Origin of the sequence: Clostridium weizhouense (genome assembly GCF_019431045.1) — a bacterium.
Taxonomy (GTDB): domain Bacteria; phylum Bacillota; class Clostridia; order Clostridiales; family Clostridiaceae; genus Clostridium; species Clostridium weizhouense.
The window spans coordinates 373728-391268 of sequence record NZ_JAHXPT010000002.1; the positions used below are offsets into that span (position 1 = coordinate 373728).

Genomic DNA, 17541 nt, shown 5'->3' on the forward strand with positions numbered 1-17541 from the left:
ATTAATTATCTAAATAATTAGTGTTTTGGTTTTTCCATTCCTGTTTACTAAGTATTATAGCACCCATAATACCTATAGCTATTGAACTCCACCCATATAAGAATAATGCTGATAACTCATATCCTCCATATGGAGTTTTAATTTCTGTAATTAAACTTTGAATTAACATAAATACTAATATTGCTGGTGTTACATATTTAACTGTTACATTCCACCACTTGCCTACTGAAAAATAAGACATTTCATTTGTATGGTTTCTAATTGTATCTGGTTTAATTATCCATCCAATTAATACTACTTCTAATAATCCTACAACAACAATTCCATAATTATTTACAAAGTTATCTATTATATCTAATAAATATAGACCTGCTCCCGTTGCAAATACTATACTCATTGAAAATCCAATCATGCAAATAACAGTTATAACTTTATTACGTTTCCATGCAAATTTATCTATAAATGGTGCTGATACTGCTTCTGTTAAAGAAACAGAAGATGTTATTCCTGCAAATATTAAGCAAACAAAAAATAATATTCCTAATATTGTTCCCCATGTTCCCATAGCATTAAATACTGTTGGAAAAACTATAAAAGCAAGACCCACTCCACTTGATACAACTTCTGATACAGGTATTCCTTGAGCAGTTGCCATATATCCAAGTATACCAAATACTCCTATTGCACATAAAAACTCAAATCCACAATTAGCAAAAGCTGTCATAAATGCACTATTATTAATATCAGTCTTTTTAGGTAAATAGCTTGAATATGTTATCATAATCCCCATAGCTAAACTTAAAGAAAAAAATACTTGTCCATAAGCCGCAATCCAAACCTTAGGATCTAATACCTTTGACCAATCAGGGGTAAACAATGTATTTAATCCAAGCTGTGCTCCTTCTAAAGAAGTCCCTCTAATTACTATAATAATCATAATTACAATTAAAGTAGGTAATAATATTTTATTAGCTTTTTCTATTCCACCTTTTATTCCCTTATAACATATAATCCAATTTATTGACCAAACTAAAGCTATACCTATTAAGATTGGCCATATCATACCGCCAATTTCAAATGGCGACGATGTTAATTTTAAAAAATCCTTATAGAAAAAAGAATTAGAATCATTTCCCCAGCTTTTATTAAAACTAAACTTCAGATAATTAGCTGACCAGCTTAAAATCATTGAATAATAAGCTAAAATTATAAATGCAGTAATCGTAGGCCACCATCCAAGCCACTCCCACTTTTTGTTTGCTCTTGATAAAGCAAGTGGTGTTGAACCCTTATATTTATGGCCCATTCCATACTCTAAGATTAATAATGGAATTCCTGCTGTAAAAATTGCAAAAAAGTATGGAATTAAGAATGCTCCTCCTCCATTAGTATATGCTATATAGGGAAATCTCCATATATTTCCTAATCCTACAGCTGAACCTACAGCTGAAAGAATAAATCCTAATTTCGTTCCCCATTGATCTCGGTTTTCATTCATAAATCGCGCCTCCTTTATCTAAAAATTTTCTCTCATTTAATCTTATATATATAATATAATAATATATCAATAAAATCAATATTTTATTCAAAAAATAATATTTTTTGTTTGTATTTATTGATAATTATATTTATTTTTGTTTATATTTTTAATTTTTTATCATTTTTATCCATTGTATAGGTAATTAAAGTTATTTTTTATCTTACATTTTACATTATATATATATTATGGTTAAATTAAATTTAAGGAGGACATTGTCTTATGAAAAAATTTCTAATAAGTTTAAGTCTAGTATTTGTATTATCATCGTCAATTTCAGTTATATCATTTGCAAATACAAATAAAGATATTCATTCTTGGAAAGTGTTAAATGCAAATGTAGACAGTGGTAAAATTTTATCTCATGAATTTAATAATACAAAAGATAATTTGACATATACTTCTGACAATTGTGAAATAATAATTTATAACTCAACTTATAGTAAAGAATGTACAATATGTGGAGCAAAAGAAAGTGGATCTGACAAAGATATTATTCATTTAAATTCCAATTGTCATAAATATGATTAAATAAAAAGAATCAATCTCTGATAAATTGTATATTTTCAGAGATCGATTCTTTTTTTGGGAAACTTTATATTAATTATAAATCAACAACTTCTATTGCGTTATTTTCTACCCCTATAATACTTTTTTTATTTAAAATATAGTCTTTTATTATATTAATAGCATCATTGCTTATTACTTCTCCTGGACAAACTAATGGTATTCCTGGTGGATAAGGTATTATCATATTTTTAGATATTCTACCTTCACTCTCTTCAATCCTACAGTGTATTCCTTTTCTTTTAAAAACTTCGTATGGTTCTAATTTTTTATCTGGAACAAAACTATAATATTTAGCATTAAGTCTACTATAATTTTCTAATATAGCTAAGTCTAATTTTTCTATAACTTTATAAATATATTCAAAATCACTTTCAGTGTTAAATGGGGATAATATTAAAACTATGCCTCTTGAAAAACTCATTTCTGATTGTATTTTATTTTTTCTTAAATAATCTAAAAACTTATGACCACTATAACCATCTGGTAATAAAATAACATATCTAGTTATGTCTATATCATATTTTTCTTGTAATTTTTCTTTAGAAAGTATCGTAACTTTATTTAAAGAATTAATACTATCTCTCCACTTTTCACATCTATCTATTAAAATTTCATAGTCTTCTCTCCCATACTTATCTAAATAATATCTGGCATAATCCAAAGATGCCATAATTAAATAAGAAGGTGATGTTGTCATAAATGACTTTAAATAAAATTCTATATTACTCTCATCCTTATTAACTAGTAAATATGACCCTTGAGTTAATGAAGGCAATGTTTTATGCGCACTCAAAACAACATAATCCCCTAAAGAAAATATGTCTTTAGGTAATCTTTCACTCATACCATAGTGAGCACCATGTGCAGCATCAATGATAATACTTAATCCTCTTTGTTTTAAATCTTTAATTATATCTTCTAAATCATAACTGATTCCAAAATAATTTGGATAAGTTAAAATTATTCCTTTAGCATTATTACAATGTTCTAAAGCATTATATATATTTTCTCCATTAGGTGGACAAAATATATCTTTTTCAAAATCTATAACTGGTTCAATATATGTAACCTTTAATTTTCTTAATATTAATCCATTATAAATAGACTTATGACAGTTTCTTTCTACTATCACTTCATCGCCTTCATCAAATGCATCAAATATAGAAGCTAAATTTCCACCCGAACTTCCATTAACCATAAAGTAAGCCTTTTTTGAATTATAAGTTTTACTAAGAAGTTCTTGTGCTTCTTTAATTACTCCTTCTGGACAATGAAGATTATCTAAAGGGTCTACCTCCGTAATATCTATGTATCCTAATCTATCTGCAAACTTTCTTCCAATATCATCTCTTAAAAATCCTAATCCACATTTATTGCCTGGCATTGAAAGTAATAAATTATTTTCTTCATGATATTTTAAAAGTTCATTTAATAATGGTAATTTTTCACTCATTTTTTCCTCCACAAACGATAATTCTGGCTATGTTTTAAGATAGTGTTAATAATTTAGTATAAATCTCATAAACAGAGGAATTTACTTTAAGAATTTTAAAACAACCCCTTGTTCAATTAAAACATATCCTACTTTAAAAATTATCAATTATTCGTAATTATTTGTATTGATGGCTTTTTTAAAACCTTTATTCCTGTGTCAAATATAAAATCTTTATTTAATTTATCTAAGCCTTTTATTTGATTTAAATAAAGATTATAATCTCCAAACATAGTATCATACGTTGATAACTCTTTAGCTAAAATTATACTTTGTTCTTCTCTAAATAGTCTTTTTAATTTGTAACTCTTAATTAACATGTTAATTGTTTCTTGATTAATATCTTTTTTTACATCTTTTAAACTATTTATACATTCATCGATTAAAGATAAGGCCTTCTCTAAATTATCATTTGAAGTACTAAATGTAATTTTATATAACTTTATATATTTTTCATGAGCAATTTTTGTAATAACATCATAAATAAGTCCATTTTTAGTCCTTAAAGTATCATATAATAATGAGTGTACTCCTTCTCCAAAATACTGATTAAATATTCTTAATGCTTTATTTTCATTATCATTTAAAGTATCAATTGGATATATAATTTCTACCTTACAAGTTTTTAAGCCTTCTCTTACATTTATAAATGTATTTTCATATTTTTTTTCATATTTAGTATCTATCTTCTTATATCCTATATTATTCCATATACCAAAATATTTTGATACAATATCTCTGACTTCATCAAATTCAAGTGAAGATATTACAGCAATAGATGTATTTTTCGGGAAATAATGTTCTGCATAAAACTCTTTTATATCCTGTAAAGTTATGTTTTTAAGATCTTCTTTTAATCCTATTATAGGATATTTAATTCTCCTTTCATTAAAAGTATTAAAAAAAAGTTTGTCTTCGCAATATTGTTCAACTTCTTCATCCCATTCATTAAGTTCTTCAATAATTACCTTCATTTCTTCTTTAAATCCATCTTCTATAAATTCAGTATTAGTGATTATATCTGAAAATATCTCTACGCCTTTCTCTAGTTCATCACTTAGTAATGTTCCATAATAAATAACATAAGGATAGTTAGTCATTGCATTATGAAATCCAAATATATTACTTAATTCTTTATTTATTTCATTCTCATTTCTTTTTTTAGTATTCTTAAACACCATATGTTCTGTAGCATGAGCTATCCCTAAAATTTCCTCTTCTACTCCTGCCCCTGCCTCTAATGATATACATATAGATGATAATTCTGATGTACTTTTTTTATATATTAACTTTAAATTATTTTCAAAAATATATTCTTTCAAATCTATTTCCCCTTACTTATTATAATAATTTATTATATCATGATAAAATTAACATAGACCATTTAACATCTTAAATAGCAAAAAACAGAGTCAACTAGACTCTGTTTTTAGGTAATTACATTATTATTTTATTGAAAGTTCATCTATACTAATGAAAAATTCAACTATATTATCTGGTATATAAATTTTTGTTTCCTTATCCTTTTTTAATTTAAATGTCTTTTCAGCAGTATCAGTTGAAGGTGTTGATGAATTTAATCCTTCTATTAAATTCTTAACATATTGATCCGCCATCTTATTAAGTAATTCTTTTTCATCAGTTATACCTGAATTTTCATAAGCTGCAACTGCATCATCTGCTGCCTTTTCATCTATTTTTTCAAATTCTAAATATGTAGTTTTTATCTTAATTTCTGCTTCTCCGTCTTTTTCTGAAACTAATTCTATAGTTGGAGTTACTTTAGCTATTGCTGCTAATTGAGCTTTACAAATATTTTCTAATTTTTCATCTGATATTGATAAACCATATGATTTAAATTCACTTTCAATTTTTGACTTAAGTGCTTTCTCTTGTTGGTTAACAAAGCTTTGTAATTCTTCTTTCTTTAATTGAAGTTTCTCAGCTTTAGTAGTATCTTGCTTAACATACAAATTAAATAACATTTCTGCACTTTCAACGGCTGTTAATCCCTTATCTCCACACCCTGTAAGCATAATTCCCCCTACAAGTAATATGCTTAGTAGTAAAGTTAGTATTTTTTTGTTCTTTTTCATATGCATTTAAAATCCCCTTTTTTATTTATTTTTATCTTTTTCACTATAATACTATATTTTTCTACAAATATCAAATATTGTTTTAATTTATATATTCTTTATTATATTGAATTTTTATAATTTATTGGTAAATTTTAAATATAATTAAAATTATTGTTTAACTGTAATATCTTTTATTATCAAACCCTAAATTTTTCCATTTCTTCTCTAAGAACATTAGAATATGATTGTAAATTTTCAACTTCATGATATAAATTTTCCATAGCTAACAATTGTTCTTTTGATATACTACTTATTTCTTCTGTTGATGCTGTTGTTTCTTCTGATGCTGCTGATATAGTTTGAATAATATCTAAAATTTTATCCTTATTTGATATCATGATCTTATTGTGATTTACTATTTTGTTTATTATTTCAGTTAAATTTATAAGTTCCTCTGAAAGCTTATTAAAAATAACTTCTGTATCCATTACAGCTTTATTGTTTTCATTAACAATTAAAATATTTTCTTCCATTGAAATAACTGCACTATTAGATTTCTCTTGTATTGAACCAATCTTATTACTTATCTCATTAGTAAATTGACTTGTTTGTTCTGCTAATTTTTTAACTTCTTCAGCAACAACCGTAAAACCTCTGCCGCTTTCCCCTGCTCTTGCTGCTTCAATAGATGCATTCAAAGCTAATAAATTAGTTTGATTTGCAATTTCCTTAATTGTATCAACAATACTACTAATCTCATTAGAATTACCATCAACTTCAATGACTATTTGTTTAATAGTATCTGATATTTTTTTATTTCTCTCAGAACAATTAGATAGATTATTTACAACATCAATTCCATTATCACTCAATTTTTTTGTGTAGTTAATTTTTTCAAACATACTAATAGTATCACTAGATATATTATCTATTTGTTTACTTAAATCATTAGTTTGATCAACTTGATCTTGTATATCTTCTGATTGAATTTGTGAACTTGAAGCAATTTCAGATATTGCTTGAGATATTCCAACTAATGAATTCACACTTTCATCAGTCGTCTTAACTAAATTAGAAGAAAATTCATTAATTTCATTTGTACTACCTTTTATAGATGTAGCCATCTCTCTTAATACTGTTCTCATATTAAGTAATGATTTTGAAATCGCACCTATCTCATCCTTTTTATTTGAAAATTCATTTAAAGTTTTATTTTCACTTAAATCAAGTTTACTTGTTTGATCTATAATCTCCATTAATAACTTTATAGGATTTAATTCCTTATTTAATACTAAAATTAAAACGCTTCCTATTACTATTAACGTAATTACCATCAACATAACTTGGTACTTTAAAAAATTATTAATAACAATATCTACACCACTTATGGGTATCCCAATATCTAATGATCCATATAAAACACCATTATGATTAATTGGGATCATAATATCATAAGTCCATGTCTTTTGAACATCCGCATAAAACTTTGATGTCATAGTTTTAGCATTTTTTACTGCATCAATTGTATAACTATCATCATAAACTTTACCTAATTTTTCTTTATCACTATGAGCTATAGCTTTACAATTTTTATCTATAATTACTGCATAAGCAATATTTTCTTTTTCAGATTGTTTATCAACTAAGTTTTGTAATTGTTCAATAGCATTATCATCTGAATTGATTATATATTCTACTAAATTCTTAGCTTGATTTGCAGTATCTATAGATTTGTTCAAAATAAGGTCAGTCATATTTTTCTTTATATTAATACTAATTAATATTGTAGTTAATGAAAGAATAACTACTAGCGATAAAGTAATAATTGCAACAAGTCTATTTTTAATTGACAAATTAGTAACCTTTTTTGATTTCATATAACTTTCTCCTTAATAAATAATACTATTATAATTATCGAGTAAAATTTACATACTTTACATATTTTTATGTATTTTTTAATGTATTTTCATATAAAGTCTTCTTTCAACTAATAAATTATAATTTTACTTTTAATATATCTGTTCTAATTAACTTAATACATGTATATTTCGTTATATGATTTTTATAGAAAATTATATTTTTGATTAATAATATTTAATTAGAGGCATATATATTATAAATTTTTCAAACATTGAGTACTTTTATAAACAAAAAACAGAGTCCAACAACTCTGTTTTTTCATTTCTATTAGATATAATATCTTTTTTGTTTATTCTGCTTTAAGTGCAATTGCACATTCAATTCTCTTCTTTTGCATTTTACAACCTATTTCATAAGGTATTTTCATATCACCATTAAAGTTAAAGTTATTTGCTTGGCATCCACCACTACAATAGAACTTAGCCCAACACTCTTTACATTTTGGTTTATTATATATATGTGCTTTTTTAAATTCTTTTCCTAATTCAGCATCATAAGTATCATCATAAATAGTTCCTAATTTAAATTCTTCTCTTCCTACAAATTGGTGACATGGATAAACCTCTCCTTGTGGAGTTATTGCTACATATTCAAATCCAGCACCACATCCTGATATTCTCTTGTAAACGCAAGGTCCACCTTGAAGATCTATATTAAAGTGATAGAAATTAAATTCATCTTTTCCTTCTCTTTTTCTCTTTGCCATATCTTCATATAGCTTGTCATAGTTTTCAAAAATAGTATCTAAATCTTCTTCTCTTAAAGAAAGTGAATGCTCATCCGGAAGTACAACAGGTTCTATTGAAATTTCATCAAAACCTTCATTTACCATTGCCATAACATCTTGATAAAAATCTGTGTTATCTCTAGTAAATGTTCCTCTAACGTAAAAAGTCTTCCCCTTAGTTCTTCTTTTGATCATTTCTTTTATATTAGGAATAATGTCATCATATGATCCACTTCCATCAGGTTTAATTCTAACATTATCATTAACAGATTTTCTTCCATCTAATGATAGAATTATATTACCCATCTCTTTATCCATAAAATCCATCATTTCTGGATTTAAAAGAGTAGCATTAGTTGTCATTGTAAATCTTATGTTCTTATTCCACTTCTTTTCATTTTCTCTTGCATATTTAATTATTTCTTTTATAGTATCCATAATAAGAGTTGGCTCTCCACCAAATAAATCTATCTCTATATTTTTTCTTGGACCACTTCTTTTAACTACATAATCAATTGCTTTTTTAGCAACATCAATTGTCATTACACCCTTATGTCCATGATATTCACCTTCATCTGCAAAACAATACTTGCATCTTAAGTTACATCCATGAATTATATTTAAACATACAGCTTTTATATAATCTCTATCATCCATAGAACTATGTGCTATTTCTTCATATTGATCCTTAGAATAAAGTATCTCATCATCTATAAGTTCAAGTATTTCATCGTATGCTTCTGAAATAACCTTTTTTTCATATTTATTACTTAACGTTTCAATAAGTTCTTCTTTAGATTTTAATCTATCATCATCAACTAAGTCATATACCAATTCATCAACCACATGTACTGCACCTGTATTTACGTCTAAAACAAAAAAGTTCTCACCTTGTTTAAATTTGTGTATTAAAGACACTCTCTTTTCCTCCTAAAATACATAAGTTCCAATAAAATTTGTTCATTATATTATGTTTTAAATGAATGTTGATATTGTAGTATAAAGCTCATGGACAGAATTGAAATAGGAAACTCTACTCATATACATTCGTGGAGTAAGTTTGAAGAACCAAATACAAAATTTAGATTCTCACTTTTGACTTTTACTTAATAGTTCTAAAAAACAAATTCCAATGCCAGTTCAGGCTTATACTAGAATATCAACACGGTTTTAAAACATAGTAATTTATTAATATAATTCTTATATTATTTATAAATCTATAATAGTTAGGAACTTATATAGAATTTTTTTGATATATATTATTCTAAATACATACTGTTAATTAAAAATATAATTCTCTATATAAATTAGAGACATGAAATAAAATAATAGCCCAAAGAGGCATTATATATTTTGTATCAAGCAATGTTCCTTAAATAAAAAATTATAACTATATTAACTTAATTAGAATATATACTATAGTAAAAAAGTTAGCAGCAACTATTTAGTTACTGCTATTAAGGTAAGGCATATTCAAAAAAATAATAAGTCACTCTTTTGGTCTATTTTGTGTCATACTTCGTCAGCGAAACCTCGCAATAGCTGGACTATTTCAAGGCTTCACTTCCTTGTCTGACGCAAAATATCCTCAAAATCTTTGACTTATTATTTTCTTTCATATGCCTAAATTAGTTTTCGCACTCTAAGTTTGCAACTGTGCAAGATGTTTTACATGCTGATTGGCATGAGTTTGCACATTCTTTGCATCCTGGTTTACATAAACTATTTTTTATGTTTGTTTTGTTAATTGTTTTTATGTGTTTCATTATAAAAACTCCTCCATATTAAAAATATACGGTGTAATTATACCATAATACGCTCAGGTATTAAAGAACAAGCTTACCACATTTTTAATTTATACTCAAATTAGGCACATGAAAATAAATAACAAGTCCAAAGTTGCAATGGATATTTTTCATCAGGCAAGGAAATGAATTGACCTAATAGTGTGCCTATTATGTCAATTTGACGACGCAGCATGATGGAAAATAGGCTGGCAAATGGGATTGTTATTTTTTTGATTGTGCCTTATAGCAATATTATTCTTTGTAAACAGTATCACGATATTAATTAATAAAGTATTTTAACTAAAATTTGTAACTTTATCATAATACTATGTTTTAACCGAATATTAATCTTGTAGTATAATTCTATACATTAGTCCAGTAGATTCATATTGCCAAATAGAAAATTTTTACATTTATTTTTAATTTTCACTTAATAGTTCTAAAAAGCAAATTCCAATGTTAGTTCAACCTTATACTACAATATTAATGCTATTTTAAAACATAGTAAATCAATAAATGACTCTCTCAAATACTTAATATGTTTTTGAGAGAGCCACTTGATTATTAGATGTATCTATTATTCTATAATACTATTTTTCCTAAAAGAGAGTTATTCCTTTTTATAAAGTTATCCATATCTTCAGGAGTTAATTCATTATTTGCTATTTTAGCTAAATCTAATATGTGCTCACAAATAAATTTAACTTCTTCTTTTTTAGATTCATCTTCATAAAGATATATAAGCTTCTTCACAATAGCATTTTTATTATTAATTACTAAAGTTTTCTCTTCATTAAACATACCTGCTGGCATATTCATTGCTGCATACATTTTGCTCATTTCAGCCATTCTTCTTGAATGTTCTGAGATTAAAATCATAGCAGGTGTTTCTTCATTTTTTAATCCTTCTATTGAAATCTTGCTTATCTTATCTCCAAGTGATGATTTAAAGATTTCTTCTAGTTTGCTATTTAATTCTTTTGAATCTTCATCATCAGATTTTAATACATCTGAAATATCTGAATCTATTCTTGTAAATTGAACTCCTCTTTCTTGCATTTCTAAGAAAGATATAAAGTGATTATCTAAGCTAGCATCTAAAACTATAGCATCTAAATTATATTCTTTAAATAATTTTATATATTGTGATTGTTGTTGTTCATTACTTACATAAAATACTTTATTTTCATGTTTTTCTTTTGATTTTTCAAGATAATCTTTTAAAGTAATATACTCATCATTAATAGTTTTAAATACTATTACATCTTTTATTTTTTCATAGAATTTCTCATCTCTTAAACAACCATATTTAATAAATATTTGTATGTCATTCCAGAAGTTATTATATTCTTCTCTACTATTTTTAAATAATGATGTTAACTTATCTGCAACTTTTTTAACTATATGATTAGAGATTTTAGCTACATCTCTATCATTTTGTAAAAAGCTTCTTGATACGTTAAGTGGTAAATCTGGGCAATCTATAGTTCCCTTTAAAAGTAATAAGAATTCTGGTATTACTTCTTTTATATTATCAGCTACAAACACTTGATTATTATAAAGTTTAACTTGACCTTCTGTTGCTTCAAACTCATGTTTTAATTTAGGGAAATATAATATACCTTTTAAATTAAATGGATAATCAACATTTAAATGAATCCAGAATAATGGTTCATTAAAATCAGTAAATACTTTTTTATAAAAATCCTTATATTCTTCATCAGTACATTCACTAGGTTTTTTCATCCATAAAGGCTTAGTATCATTTAAAGGCTTTGGTTCTTCTGGCTGTACTAACTCTTGATATTCAGTTCCATCCTCATTTTTCTTTGTTTCATATTTAGCCTCTTCTTTAGGTTTATTTTCATTCTCTAAATATATTTCTGTTGGTAAGAATGAACAATATTTAGTTATTATTGTTCTAAGCTTGAATTCATCTAGAAAATCTGCACTATCTTCATTTATATATAATGTTATAGTTGTTCCTCTTTCTTTTTTTTCTTCAGAAGAAGAAATTTCATATTCAGTTCCACCTTCACATATCCATTTAGCTGATTCTGCATCCTCTTTGAAAGATAATGTATCAATTTCAACCTTATCAGCAACCATAAATGCTGAATAAAATCCTAATCCAAAATGACCTATAATATCATTACCTTCATCCATTTTATCTTTATACTTTTCAACAAAATCTTCTGCACCAGAAAAAGCAACTTGATTTATATATTTTCTAATTTCTTCTTCTGTCATACCGATTCCATTATCAGTAAACTTAAGAGTTTTCTCTTCTTTATTTACTGAAACAGTTATTTTAAATTTTTCGTCATCACATATATTAGCTTCTCCTAAAGAGCTTAATCTTTTTAATTTACTTATAGCATCACAACCATTACTTATAAGTTCTCTTATAAATATATCTTTATCAGAATATAACCATTTTTTTATTATTGGAAAAATATTCTCTGTATGAATTGAAATATTCCCATTTTCCTTTACCATAATTTATCACTCCTCTTTTTTTCTAGTGCTATTTTAATAAAAGTCAAAATAATTGTCAATGTTTAGAAAACTACAAGTTGGACCTATAAAATTCAACTAATGTTAATTATATTAAACTAATCAGTATAAATCTAAGAATTTCTCTTTTTTAGACCTTCTTTGACCTTTATTCGTTTTTAGCTTCTATCAAGTCTTACCTTACTTCCTCCATTACCAGCTTCTGCTGGTGTAAGTATTAATTTAACTGGAACTCTATTCTTTATTGATTCCACGTGGCTTATTATTCCAACCTTTAATTTATCATTATGCAATCTTTCTAATGAGCTCATAACTACCTCTAACAAATTATCATCTAGTGTTCCAAATCCTTCATCCAAGAAAAATAATTCTAGTGGCGCTGTTCCTTTGAGTTGTATTTGAGATGACAGCGCTAGTGCTAATGCCAGTGAAGTTAGGAAAGTTTCTCCCCCTGAAAGAGTAGATGCATCCCTTTCAGCTCCTCCATTTTTATAATCTCTTATTATGAATTTACCATTTTCATCTACTTCTAAACCATAATTACCATTTGTTATTTCTTTCAATTTTTTAGATGCTTCAATTGAAATATACTTTAATTGAGTAAGTGCAACAAATTCAACAAATTTTTTACCTTTAAATAATTTATCTAAATCATCTAATAAAGCTAATTTATGATCAATTTTCTCTTTTTTAATTAACAAATCTTTAAGTTCCTTTAATTTATTATCTATAAATTTAAATTCTTCTTCTAGCTTAATTTTGACTTCACTTAATAGTTCAACTTCATTTTTCTTTTCCCTTATATTATTTTGAATGTTAAACCACTCGTTTTCAGAGATTTCCCTATTATTTAATTTTTTTACTGAACTTTCTATAGCACCCTTAATTTTAGATAAATCTTCTTTATATTTTTCTATTTCTTGTTTTAATCTTTCAATCTCATTTTGAGTGATAATATTTTCTTTTACACTCTCTATAGATTCAAAATTTTCTTCTTTTAAACTTCTACTTACATTTTCTTTTTCTAATCCACATCTCTTTATAAGTTCATTTTCTTTAGATACTATAGAAATATACTCTTCATTACATTTTTCATATTTAATGCAAACTGTGTCTTTTAATCTATGAATTAATTTAAATTCTTCTCCTATATATTCAATCTCTTTTTTTATTGAATCTAATAAAATAATAAGTTTATCTTTGCTAATACTATTTAAATCTTTAATTAAATCTACTTCTTTTTCTAGCTTAGATTTTATAATTTTTATTTTTTCTTCTCTATTTTTATTTTTTTCATTTAATGATGTACGTGCATATGTTCCTTCTTCTGTGATTAAATTTATTTCATCTTGTATTTTATCTTTTTCTTTAATCAAAATTTCAAAATCACTTCTAAATCCCTTTATTTGCTTTGATATACTTTCTCTCTCTTTTTCTATATTTACTATCTCATCACTTTTCTCTTTAAAATCCCTAACACCTATTTCCTTTTTAATAGAATTTAATTTTTCATTTATATTATTAAGTTCAGCTTCATCACAACCTAATTCTTTATTTATTAAATCTAACTGAATTTCTTTTTCTTTTATTATAGTTGATATTTTATTAATTTCATTTTCTAAAGAATGATTTTCATCCTTTAATTTATTAAGTATATTTTCTAGTGTTTCTTTTTTAATCTCATATTCTTCTAATTCTTTTTTAAAATTAATAAATTGTTCTTTAAGATTTTTAGGTGATACTTTTTTGAAATCTTCTCCTAAAGTTTCTATTTGAGAGGTTTTTTCTTTAATTTTTTCTCTTTCAGAATTAATTTTTGTATTATATATTGTTATTTGTTGTTCTAATAATTTTAAATTAGTTTCATTAGAATTTATTTTATTGTTTAATTCCACTAAATTTTTATCTTCTAAATCTTCTATTAATAAATTATTTACACTTTCTATATTATGTTCTAAAGATCCGCAAACTGGACATGCTTGACCATTTTCTAAATTCTTTCTTATTTCAAAAGATAAATTTTCTATTTCAAATTCTTTATATTTTTCTTTTAATGTTGATAATTCATTTTCAATATTCATTTTATTATTATTATCTTTTAATAATAAACTCTCTAGTTCTTTAATTAAATTTTTAGACTTTTCTATTTCATCACTATATTGATTAAACTTTTCCCATTTATCAGTACATTCTGTTAAGTTTTTTTGAAGAATTAATAAATCTTCTTGCTTACCTGGAGAATTTTTAATTACTCCATCTAACTTTTCTTTATTTTCATTTAATAAATTAAATTTTTCTTTATATACTTTTTCTAATTCATTAAATTTTCCTTTTAAATTCTCTATTTCCTTAGTTATATTAATTAATTTTTCTTTATTACTCTTTATATTTTTTTCACATGAGTTATATTTTTCACTAACTAAAAGACCTTCTTGAATTTTAGCTTTTAAATTATCATCTATTTTCAAGCTTTCAAATTTTTCTTCTAATTCTTTTATATTTATATCTATATTCTTAATATTATTTTCTATAGTTCCGAACTTATTTTTATCTTTCTTATATCTTTCTCTTAATACTTCAACCTTTAATGAAACTTTTTTTATTTCATTATCTAAAATATCTAATGCATCTTTTTCTTTTATTGCATCATTTATTCTCTGTTCTCTTAATTTTAATTCCGGTATTTCTTTGTCCTTTTTATCTCTAATTTCTAATAATTTTTTTTCTGAATCTTCTTTTTCAAGTTTAAGATTTTTAAAAACTTCTTCTAATATTTGTTTTTTTCTTTGAGTTTCACTGGTTTCTTTTAAAGTATTTTCATATGCTAAAATATATGGATTAACCCTTAATGCCGCTTCTCCAAGCATAAGCTTAATTTTATTTTTTTCTATTTCAGTAGCTTTATTATTTAAAATTTGTTCTTGTTCTTTATATGAATTTAAATCAATTTGTAAATTCCAAACTTCTTCACTATCTTTATAAATTTTCTCTATATTCTTTAACTCAGTATTTTCACTACTTAATCTCTTTCTAGTTTCGTTTAACTCTTCATTTTTTAGGTTAAGCTTTTCTTCATTAATTTCTTCATAACCTTTTAATTCACCCATTAAAAAGTTATTTTGTGTTTTCTCTTTGTTTATTTCTTTTGATAATTTAACTGAAAGAATATTACCATACTTTTGAAGATTAAATAATCTTTCAAGCATCTCTCGTCTACTTTTTCCTTCAAGTTTCAAAAAATCACTAAATTTACCTTGAGGCAATACTACAGTTCTAGTAAAATCATCTAATCCAAGCCCTATTATTTCTTCACATCTTTCAGTTACTGACCTTACTTTATCTGCTAAAACTTCTTCCGTTTCATTAGTTATATCAATAATTTTAGCCCTTGAAGATCTTGGATTTCCAGTTTTGTTATCACGTTTAAATTCTCTACTTACAACATATCTTTTTACTTCTGATCCTGATATCTGAAATTCAAAACTTACATTTAGTGAATCACAATTAGTATTTATATAATTAGAACTTTTTCTAGAAACTTCTCCATATAAAGCTAGGGTTATTCCGTCTAAAATAGTTGATTTTCCGCTACCAGTAGGCCCAAAAATCCCAAATAAGCCTCTCTCTGTTAACTTATTAAAATCCACTTTTTGTTCCTCTATAAAACTATTTAATCCCTTAACTCTAAGCTCAATTGGTCTCATCTTCTTCACCTACTTCTGACATTATATTTAAAAACAAATCAACCACTTCTTGATCTGCATCTACTCCTCTTTCTTTCTTATAAAACTCCTTAAATATTTCATCAAAAGACTTTTCAGATATATTTTTGATATCATACTCTTCATTATTTATTTTAATCTTTGGAATTATCTCTAATATATCTTTTTTAAAATCTTTCATCTGCTTTATTTCATCTTCTCTTATATATCTATCAGTTTCTATTTCAAGATAAACCCAACATTCTCTTTCTGAATTTTCCTTGCATTTTAATATTGCTTCATCAATATTAGAACATTTCCACACCTCAATAGGTTTATATACATTTAGTTTAATCTCTTCTATATCTGGAACTTCACCAGATTTTATATCAACAATAAAGCATTTTTTATCAAAATTTATTTCTTTTCTGTTGTAGTGAATAGGAGAACCGCAATATCTTGCCCTTTTATTAGTTCCTGGTACCACTTGTGGTTTATGGACATGACCTAAAGCTATATATTGAGCTTCATCTGGAAAACATCCTCCATCTACTATATAACTTCCACCAAGTTGTATACTTCTTTCAGATCCACCTTCCTCACTTCCCATTGAAAATAAATGTGATGCAACTAAATTTATCGTATCTTCTTTATAATGGACCTTTAAAGAATCAAATAATGAATGTATTCTATCACTATAAGACTTTACTCTCTCCTCTTCGGCGTCCATCTCTCCATATAAAACTTCATTTAATCTCTTTTCACTTGGATATGGTACAGTTAATATAACAGTTTTTTCTCCATTAACTTCTAATTCTATATATCCTTCACCTGATTCTATAACCTTATGTCTACCATATTCTCCTGTTTGAACAATAGTTTTTGGTGTTCCTACCATTATAATTCCATGATCTCTAGCAAGTGGTCCAGCTGATATAAGTCTTTCTGGATTATCATGATTTCCTGATATAACTAAAGTAATTCTTTCTCCATTAGAAGAAATTTTTTTTAATGTGTCATAAAACATTTTTTCTGCTCTAGCTGGAGGATTACTTGAATCATATACATCTCCTGCAATAATTACTAAATCTATATTATTTTTTTTAACTATTTCTACAAAATCATTTAAAAATAGTTCCTGTTCATCCATTCTACTCTTACCCTCTAAATTCTTACCTAGATGCCAATCCCCTGTATGCAGTATCCTCAAAT

General features: G+C 25.6%; 11 protein-coding genes. 1 reads left to right on the forward strand and 10 read right to left on the reverse strand.

All coding sequences use genetic code 11. From position 1 onward, the window contains the following. Window position 1: 1 nt before the first annotated feature. A complete protein-coding gene (locus KYD98_RS04425) occupies window positions 2–1498 on the reverse strand; it encodes a sodium-dependent transporter (protein WP_219778374.1) in 1497 nt (498 codons plus the stop codon). A gap of 261 nt (window positions 1499–1759) precedes the next feature. On the opposite strand from KYD98_RS04425, the gene KYD98_RS04430 reads away from it, so the two are divergent. Next, a complete protein-coding gene (locus tag KYD98_RS04430; RefSeq protein WP_219778375.1) occupies window positions 1760–2068 on the forward strand; it encodes a hypothetical protein in 309 nt (102 codons plus the stop codon). A 73-nt stretch (window positions 2069–2141) separates the two neighbouring features. Here KYD98_RS04430 and KYD98_RS04435 read toward each other — a convergent pair whose 3' ends face one another. From KYD98_RS04435 to KYD98_RS04475, 9 genes are all read right to left on the reverse strand, one after another. Then, window positions 2142–3560 (reverse strand): aminotransferase class I/II-fold pyridoxal phosphate-dependent enzyme, encoded by a 1419-nt coding sequence (locus KYD98_RS04435; RefSeq protein ID WP_219778376.1) that lies wholly within the window; start codon window positions 3558–3560, stop codon window positions 2142–2144. 143 nt (window positions 3561–3703) lie between these two features. Continuing rightward, entirely contained in the window at window positions 3704–4921 is a 1218-nt protein-coding gene (locus KYD98_RS04440; protein ID WP_219778377.1) for a M16 family metallopeptidase, read from the reverse strand. A gap of 123 nt (window positions 4922–5044) precedes the next feature. Continuing rightward, a complete protein-coding gene (locus tag KYD98_RS04445; RefSeq protein WP_219778378.1) occupies window positions 5045–5695 on the reverse strand; it encodes a hypothetical protein in 651 nt (216 codons plus the stop codon). Between the two features lie 179 nt (window positions 5696–5874). Further along, window positions 5875–7554, reverse strand: coding sequence for a methyl-accepting chemotaxis protein (locus tag KYD98_RS04450; protein WP_219778379.1), 1680 nt, complete (start codon window positions 7552–7554; stop codon window positions 5875–5877). A gap of 332 nt (window positions 7555–7886) precedes the next feature. Then, complete coding sequence (gene scfB, locus KYD98_RS04455) at window positions 7887–9242, reverse strand: thioether cross-link-forming SCIFF peptide maturase (protein ID WP_219778380.1); 1356 nt, start codon at window positions 9240–9242, stop codon at window positions 7887–7889. Window positions 9243–9952: 710 nt separating this feature from the next. Further along, the gene (scfA, locus tag KYD98_RS04460) at window positions 9953–10090 is read right to left on the reverse strand and encodes a six-cysteine ranthipeptide SCIFF (protein WP_003371542.1); all 138 of its coding nucleotides are present in this window, start codon (window positions 10088–10090) and stop codon (window positions 9953–9955) included. 603 nt (window positions 10091–10693) lie between these two features. Next, complete coding sequence (gene htpG, locus KYD98_RS04465) at window positions 10694–12610, reverse strand: molecular chaperone HtpG (RefSeq protein WP_219778381.1); 1917 nt, start codon at window positions 12608–12610, stop codon at window positions 10694–10696. A gap of 176 nt (window positions 12611–12786) precedes the next feature. Then, window positions 12787–16332: an AAA family ATPase gene (locus KYD98_RS04470; RefSeq protein WP_219778382.1), complete on the reverse strand. Its 3546-nt coding sequence runs from the start codon at window positions 16330–16332 to the stop codon at window positions 12787–12789. After that, the gene (locus KYD98_RS04475) at window positions 16319–17539 is read right to left on the reverse strand and encodes an exonuclease SbcCD subunit D (RefSeq protein ID WP_219778383.1); all 1221 of its coding nucleotides are present in this window, start codon (window positions 17537–17539) and stop codon (window positions 16319–16321) included. Before KYD98_RS04475 ends, KYD98_RS04470 begins: the two co-directional genes overlap by 14 nt. Between the last annotated feature and the right edge of the window lie 2 nt (window positions 17540–17541).